Origin of the sequence: Hominiventricola filiformis, from assembly GCF_020686965.1 — a bacterium.
In the GTDB taxonomy this organism is placed as follows: Bacteria; Bacillota; Clostridia; order Lachnospirales; family Lachnospiraceae; genus Hominiventricola; species Hominiventricola filiformis.
Map to the genome: position 1 here is coordinate 38,957 of NZ_JAJEPS010000020.1, position 7,002 is coordinate 45,958.

At 36.6% G+C, this 7,002-nt stretch carries 6 protein-coding genes; all 6 read left to right on the forward strand.

All coding sequences use genetic code 11. The features are described from left to right. Position 1 precedes the first annotated feature (1 nt). The 6 genes from LKD36_RS14840 to LKD36_RS14865 all read left to right on the forward strand — a co-directional run bounded on the left by LKD36_RS14840 (position 2) and on the right by LKD36_RS14865 (position 6,811). Entirely contained in the window at positions 2 to 682 is a 681-nt protein-coding gene (locus LKD36_RS14840) for a GTP pyrophosphokinase (protein ID WP_118771655.1), read from the forward strand. 35 nt (positions 683 to 717) lie between these two features. Next, a complete protein-coding gene (cls, locus tag LKD36_RS14845) occupies positions 718 to 2,277 on the forward strand; it encodes a cardiolipin synthase (RefSeq protein WP_118771654.1) in 1,560 nt (519 codons plus the stop codon). 290 nt (positions 2,278 to 2,567) lie between these two features. Beyond that, positions 2,568 to 4,001, forward strand: coding sequence for a phospholipase D family protein (locus LKD36_RS14850; protein WP_055053946.1), 1,434 nt, complete (start codon positions 2,568 to 2,570; stop codon positions 3,999 to 4,001). Beyond that, positions 3,980 to 4,690, forward strand: a complete 711-nt coding sequence (locus LKD36_RS14855; RefSeq protein ID WP_044905051.1) for a response regulator transcription factor — start codon at positions 3,980 to 3,982, stop codon at positions 4,688 to 4,690. Before LKD36_RS14850 ends, LKD36_RS14855 begins: the two co-directional genes overlap by 22 nt. After that, complete coding sequence (locus LKD36_RS14860; RefSeq protein WP_117499876.1) at positions 4,690 to 5,733, forward strand: HAMP domain-containing sensor histidine kinase; 1,044 nt, start codon at positions 4,690 to 4,692, stop codon at positions 5,731 to 5,733. Before LKD36_RS14855 ends, LKD36_RS14860 begins: the two co-directional genes overlap by 1 nt. A 31-nt stretch (positions 5,734 to 5,764) precedes the next feature. Further along, positions 5,765 to 6,811: an FUSC family protein gene (locus LKD36_RS14865; protein ID WP_308460077.1), complete on the forward strand. Its 1,047-nt coding sequence runs from the start codon at positions 5,765 to 5,767 to the stop codon at positions 6,809 to 6,811. The last annotated feature ends 191 nt before the right edge of the window (positions 6,812 to 7,002 follow it).

Sequence of the window (7,002 nt, forward strand, 5' to 3'; positions counted from 1 at the left end):
CATGACAAAAGATGAAGTAAAAAAACTCAGGATGGACAGTCCGGAATCACTACAGTTTTTAAATAATGCTACAAAATTTTATAATTTAATGATGATGTATCGTTGTGCTATTCGGGAGATACAAACTAAACTTGAGGTTTTGGATGATGAATTTTCAGCTGAGAACAATCGAAATCCTATTTCTTTTATAAAAACGAGAATTAAGAAGCCCAATAGTATTTACGATAAACTGCAGAAGATGGGATATGAATTTACAACAGAAAATATACAGACATATCTCAATGATGTAGCAGGCGTTCGAATAGTTTGTGCGTTTATTGACGATATTTATATGATATCAGATTTGATTACCCAACAGGATGATATTAAAGTTATTGAAATAAAAGATTATATAAAAAATCCAAAATCGAATGGTTATCGAAGCTATCATATGATTGTTGAAATACCAGTATTTTTTGCTAAGGGTAAAACACCTATGCGTGTAGAATTACAGATTCGAACCAATGGTATGGATTTCTGGGCAACATTGGAACATCAACTTCGCTATAAAAAAGGAATTGAGGAAATGCCTGGCTATAATGAGATAAGTGAAGAATTACTTCATTCTGCAAGAGCTATCATTGAAGCAGATAATGAAATGCAGAGAATAAAAGACAAAATTGGTATGTTCCACGAAATTTAGGGAGAAAACTGAGCAAGTAGGAAGGTGGAATATATATGAAACAAGATACTTTAGAGGGCAAAGCAAAAACAAAAAATGGGGTAAAACGGCTGTGTTTTTCCATAATCTGCATTCTTCTGGAAGTGATTTTTATTATTACTATCGTAACACGCTTGAATGAATATGCAGAAATCATAAATTTATTTACCAGAATTTTAAGTGGAATCTTAGTTTTGAGATTGTATGCGTCAGATAAGACATCTTCTATGAAAATGCCTTGGGTCATTTTAATTCTGATTTTCCCAATTATGGGTGTAGGCCTGTATTTATTGATTGGCTTGAATGGTGGCACGCATAAAATGCGTGAGCGATATGCAGAAATTGATAGCAAATTGTTACCAATGCTTCCGGACAGTCAGGAGTGTTTGAGCAAAATAAAAGAAACAATTCCGAAAGCAGGAAATATAGCAAGTTACATAAAAAGAAATTCGCAGTATCCAATCTATCAGAATACGGATATTGTGTATTTTGATGAAGCAGTGAAAGGATTAGAGGCACAGCTTAAGGATTTGGCGAAAGCACAGAAGTTTATCTTTATGGAATATCATGCGATAGAAGACGCTGAAGCATGGCATAAGATTCAAGATGTTCTGGAAGAGCGAGTAAAAGCAGGTGTGGAAGTTAGAGTATTCTACGATGATATGGGTTCTATAGGCTTTATTAACACAGATTTTGTGAAAAAGATGGAGGCAATAGGAATTCATTGCCGTGTATTCAATCCGTTTATGCCAGGTTTAAATCTGTTTTTGAACAATCGTGATCATAGAAAAATAACAGTTATTGATGGAAAAGTCGGATTTACAGGTGGATATAATCTAGCAAACGAATATTTTAATTACACACACCCGTATGGACAGTGGAAAGATACAGGTATTCGTTTAGAAGGAGATGCTGTTCAGTCGCTTACGGTGACATTTTTGGAAATGTGGAATGCAGTAAGTGATAAGGCTGCTAATGATTCTGATTTTAGTAAATACCTTTTCCACTATGATTATGCGGCACAGCAAACTGGGTTTGTTCAACCTTATGCAGACAGCCCTATGGATAATGAACAAGTAGGAGAAGAAGTTTATATCAGTATGATAAATAAAGCTGAAAAATATTGTTGGTTTATGACTCCATATCTAATCATAACAGATGAAATGACGCATGCGTTATGTCTGGCTGCTAAGAGAGGGGTAGACGTAAGAATTATCACACCTGGTATCCCTGATAAAAAATTCATTTATAATATAACTCGTTCTTTTTATCATGGATTAGTTAAACATGGTGTTCGTGTTTATGAGTGGACTCCTGGTTTCTGTCATGCAAAAATGAGTGTGGCAGATGACTGTATGGCAACTTGTGGAACAATTAATCTGGATTATCGAAGTTTATATCACCATTTTGAAAACGGCTGTTTTATGGCAGATTGTCAGGCAGTTGTGGAAATAAAAAATGATCTGATAAGAACGATGGGAGAATGTCGTGATGTGACAGACCAATATCAAACCGGACGAAGTGCATATTTGCGACTGGGACAATTATTTATGAGATTATTTGCTGGATTGCTATAAGAATCTGATGAAACGACCTTTCAAAAAACAGTTGATTTAGAAGTTAACTGTTTTTGAAAGGCCGTTTTTGCTATATCTAACAGTCTGTTGTACAAAGAAGATTTTGCATGGATAGTGATTAATACAACGGAGTAAGAAAAGCTCCTTCATATATTAGAATAAAAATATGACTGTTTCTTTAAAAAGAAGCCGGTCATATTTTTTTATGAAAAATAAATTTTGTTGAGGTTAAATTGAGATTGACTTTGTATTGTATAAGTATGAAATAAAAAGGAATCAGGTGATGTACAATGAAAAAGCATAAAATATGTAAAATCCTTCTTGTTATACTGGCAATTTTTTTATGTGTGGCTTTTTATGAATTGCTCGGAATCTGCGTTGCATATAAAAAACAGCCGGAAGTGTCCAATACAACCAAAAAAGAAACAAAAAATGGGTCATGGAACGAATGCAGTGAAAATACAGAACGGGCAGTAATCATAGAAAAGAATCCAGAAGCGCTTTTACAAAGAGTGCGTCTGATCAAGAATGCAAAAAAGGAAATTATTCTTTCTACTTTTGCATTTCAATCCGATGAAAGTGGAAAATTGATTTTAGGAGCACTGCATGATGCGGCAGACAGAGGTGTACATATTCGTCTGTTAGTAGATGGAATGGAGAGCTGGATTGATATGGAAGGAAATCCGTATTTCTATGGATTATCATCCCATGAGAATGTTGAAATTAAACTGTATAATAAGGCCAATCCGTTGAAACCGTGGAAAATGATGGGTAGAATGCATGATAAATATTTGATTGCAGATGGAAAGAGATATATTCTTGGGGGAAGAAATACATACAATTATTTCCTGGGTGATTTTCCGGGACATAAGAACTATGACAGAGACGTGTTAGTGGTTTGCGATGAACCTGAGAAAGAAAATTCAGTTAACCAGTTGTCAGAGTATTTTGAAACCATATGGAATCAGGAAGACAGTGGTTATTTTCATAACAATAAAAAACTGGCAAATAGAAAATCTGTAAAGAACGCAGTTTTAGAGCTGCAGAACAGCTATCAGAAATATTTTGAAGAGAATAAGGAAAGAATCTGCGAGACCGATTATACGGACGAAACTTTTGAGACAGAAAAGATTACATTAGTGTCAAATCCTATTCACACAGGTTCCAAAGAACCAGTAGTGTGGTATCAGTTGGGAGAATTGATGAAAAATGCAAAAAATCGTGTGAAGATCCACACGCCATATATTATCTGTAATGATATGATGTATAATACATGGGAGGAGATTGCAGAGAACGTTTCAGATTTTTCTATCATGACAAATTCAGTTGCGAATAATGGGAATCCATTTGGGGCTGCCGATTATGCGAAAAACAGAAATAGAATCTTAAGTACAGGAATTAATATCTGGGAATATGAAGGTGGTTATTCATACCACGGAAAAAGTATTCTGATTGACGATGATCTGTCTGTAATCGGTTCCTTTAATATGGACATGAGAAGTGCATATCTGGATACGGAACTGATGCTTGTAATTCGCAGTAAAGATATTAATAAACAGTTGGAAGAGGGCATGATGGAATATGAAAAAGTGTCCCGCCAGATATTAGAAGGCGGAACTTATAATGATCCATATCATGTAGAGCCAATCGAATTAACAAAGAAACGTCAGAGAAAAATATTTTTGGTACAGCATCTGCTTGGATGGGCAAGGTATCTGTTTTAATAAGGAGGAAGGAAAACGTGTTTCAAATATTAATTGTAGAAGATGATAAAGAATTAAGCCAGCTATTCCAAAAAGTGCTTGAGAAGAATGGATATCAGGTCAAAAGTGCATCGGATGGAGCACTGGCATTAGAAATATTGGATAAAGAGTATATTGATCTGATCATTTCCGATATTATGATGCCGGTTATGGATGGTTATGAACTGGTGTCGGAACTCCGTTCAGCAGGATATCAGATACCGGTACTTATGATCACTGCGAAAGGTTCCTTTGATGATATGCGCCAGGGATTTCTTTCGGGAAGTGACGATTATATGGTAAAACCGGTAAATGTGAATGAAATGGTTTTAAGAGTCGGAGCACTGCTTCGCCGTGCACAGATACTGAATGAACACAAAATTGTGATCGGTTCAACAGAGTTTGATTATGATGCAATGACGGTTACAACTGATAAGGAAAGTCTTGTTTTGCCTAAAAAAGAATTCCTACTTTTATATAAGCTTGCAGCTTCGCCAGGCAGAATATTTACAAAACAACAGTTGATGGATGAAGTATGGGGATACGAGACGGAGGCAGACCCACATACGATAGAGGTACATATAGGAAGAATCAGGGAGCGTTTGAAAGATAACCCTGATTTTGAAATCGTAACAATGCGTGGAATTGGATACAAGGTGGTGAAAAAATAATGGAACAAAAGAAAGAAAAAGGATTGCGGATCCGATCCTGTCTGACTGGTGCAATCTGGCTGGCACTTGTATTTTCAACAGTCATATCTGCGTTATTATTTGCTTTTTTGAATCATTTTTTTAATCTGCCTGGTAGCATACCTGCGCTTGGCTGGCTTTTGATTTTTAATACATTGATTGCAGGGCTGATTACTTCCTTTATCAATGCAAGGTTGCTGGAACCAATTACCAGACTCAGTAAAGCAATGAAGGAAGTTTCGCAGGGGGATTTTGAACAGCACTTGGAAACGAATAGCCGTATCGCAGAAGTTGGAGAATCTTACCAGAGTTTTAATGTGATGACAAAAGAGCTTCGTGCAACAGAAGTACTGCAGATGGATTTTGTCTCTAATGTTTCTCATGAGTTTAAGACCCCGATCAATGCCATTGAAGGGTATACAATGCTTCTTCAGGGAGAAGAACTGTCTCAGGAGCAAGAGGAATATGTAGAAAAAATCCTGTTTAATACCCAAAGGCTTTCCGGATTGGTTGGAAATATTTTGCTGTTATCCAAGTTAGAGAATCAGAACATACCAATGAAAAAAACAGAATATCGCTTGGATGAACAGATCCGTCAGGCATTTCTTTCCCTGGAGACAAAATGGACAGAAAAAGAAATTGGTTTCCAGGTAGAGCTGGAGGAAGTTAAATATACTGGGAATGAAGGACTTTTTATGCACATATGGATGAATCTTTTAGATAATGCGATTAAGTTCAGTCCTGCAAAGGGGACAATTATGATGTTTCTGAAGCAGGAAAAGGATTCTGTAATGTTTATTCTGGAAGATGAAGGACCGGGAATAGAGGATGATGTGAAAACCAGAATATTTGATAAATTTTATCAGGCAGACGGTTCTCACAAAGCAGAAGGAAATGGTCTCGGCCTTGCACTTGTGAAACGGATCGTAGATAGTGCTGGCGGGACAATCAAGGCAGAAAACCGGGAATATGGTGGATGCAGATTTGTTGTAGAGCTTCCAATACAGAAAGATGAGGCCATATAAGTTTAAGAAAAACAGATAGAGGAGGAATTACATGACATTTTATCAGGAATTGCAGTTAAATCAGGCAGGTTCTAAAAATCTGTTGAAAAAGAGTGAAACAGTGAAAGAAAAATCATATCATATACTGGTATATTTGGTAAAGATAGCTGTTACAATGGCATTTTGTTTTTTATTTGTTACTATTTTCAGTATCTTATTTGGAAATGAGAATAGTATTGTGGGTGTAGTAGTTTTATTATGCCTTATGGTATTTCGGAATGCGGATCTGGGGATCCACACCGGACAATCTACGATGCTTTTGGCTTTGTTCTTTGTAATTATGACTGTATGTCCGCATTTAGCAAACCAGCTTTCACCGGTACTTGGAATGCTGTTAAACATTGCTGCACTGGCAGTGCTGATTCTGTTCGGATGTCATAACCCATTCATGTTTAACCAATCCACATTGGTTCTTGGTTATCTGTTATTGTATGGATATGATGTAACAGGAAAAAGTTATCAGATGCGATTAACCGGGATGGCATTAGGTGCAGCACTTACCTGCTTCGTATTTTATCGAAATCATAAAAACAGAACGTATAAAAGAAATTTGAATGATTTAGTACAGGAATTTGATATATCTTCTTCCAGAACAAAGTGGCAGTTATGTCAGATCATATGCGTACCGGCAGTACTCTGCATTGCGGAACTCTGCAATATGCCACGGGCAATGTGGGCTGGAATTGCGGCAATGTCAGCAATCTTACCATTTATGGAGGACATGCAATACAGAGTCCGCAAAAGGATTGTCGGAAATATTGCAGGTGTAATATGCTTTACAGTACTATATTTTCTGCTTCCGTCATCCATCTATACATACATAGGAATCCTTGGCGGAATTGGTGTAGGACTTTCTGCAAAATATGGCTGGCAGGCAGTATTTAACACATTTGGTGCTTTGGCCATTGCTACAGAGAGTTATGGACTAAAAGGAGCAGTTGGTCTTAGAGTGATTCAGAATGTTTTTGGCGTTGTATTTGCATTAATATTTTGTTCTATGTTTTATTGGCTTATGTCGAAAAAAAGGAAACAGTGGTAACCGTGGCTGCAAAATAACGTGGGTTAGAAAGAAAAAAGGTTAATCCGGAGATGGCAGCTTTGCTGACGAGTCTGGCAAAGAGTATAAAGATGTAAGGGAAAATGGAGTCTGTGAAACTTTTTCTGTAAAATAATCTAGGCAAGGTCCTTCTATGATAAAATAATTATCATTAGGAGGGCCTTTTATTATGG

Excerpts from the sequence above, each read along its gene's own strand:
- LKD36_RS14850 (WP_055053946.1), top strand. The coding sequence starts at position 2,568 with ATGAAAAAGCATAAAATATGTAAAATCCTTCTTGTTATACTGGCAATT.
- cls (WP_118771654.1), top strand. The coding sequence starts at position 718 with ATGAAACAAGATACTTTAGAGGGCAAAGCAAAAACAAAAAATGGGGTA.
- LKD36_RS14855 (WP_044905051.1), top strand. The coding sequence starts at position 3,980 with ATGGGCAAGGTATCTGTTTTAATAAGGAGGAAGGAAAACGTGTTTCAA.
- LKD36_RS14865 (WP_308460077.1), top strand. The coding sequence starts at position 5,765 with ATGACATTTTATCAGGAATTGCAGTTAAATCAGGCAGGTTCTAAAAAT.
- LKD36_RS14840 (WP_118771655.1), top strand. The coding sequence starts at position 2 with ATGACAAAAGATGAAGTAAAAAAACTCAGGATGGACAGTCCGGAATCA.
- LKD36_RS14860 (WP_117499876.1), top strand. The coding sequence starts at position 4,690 with ATGGAACAAAAGAAAGAAAAAGGATTGCGGATCCGATCCTGTCTGACT.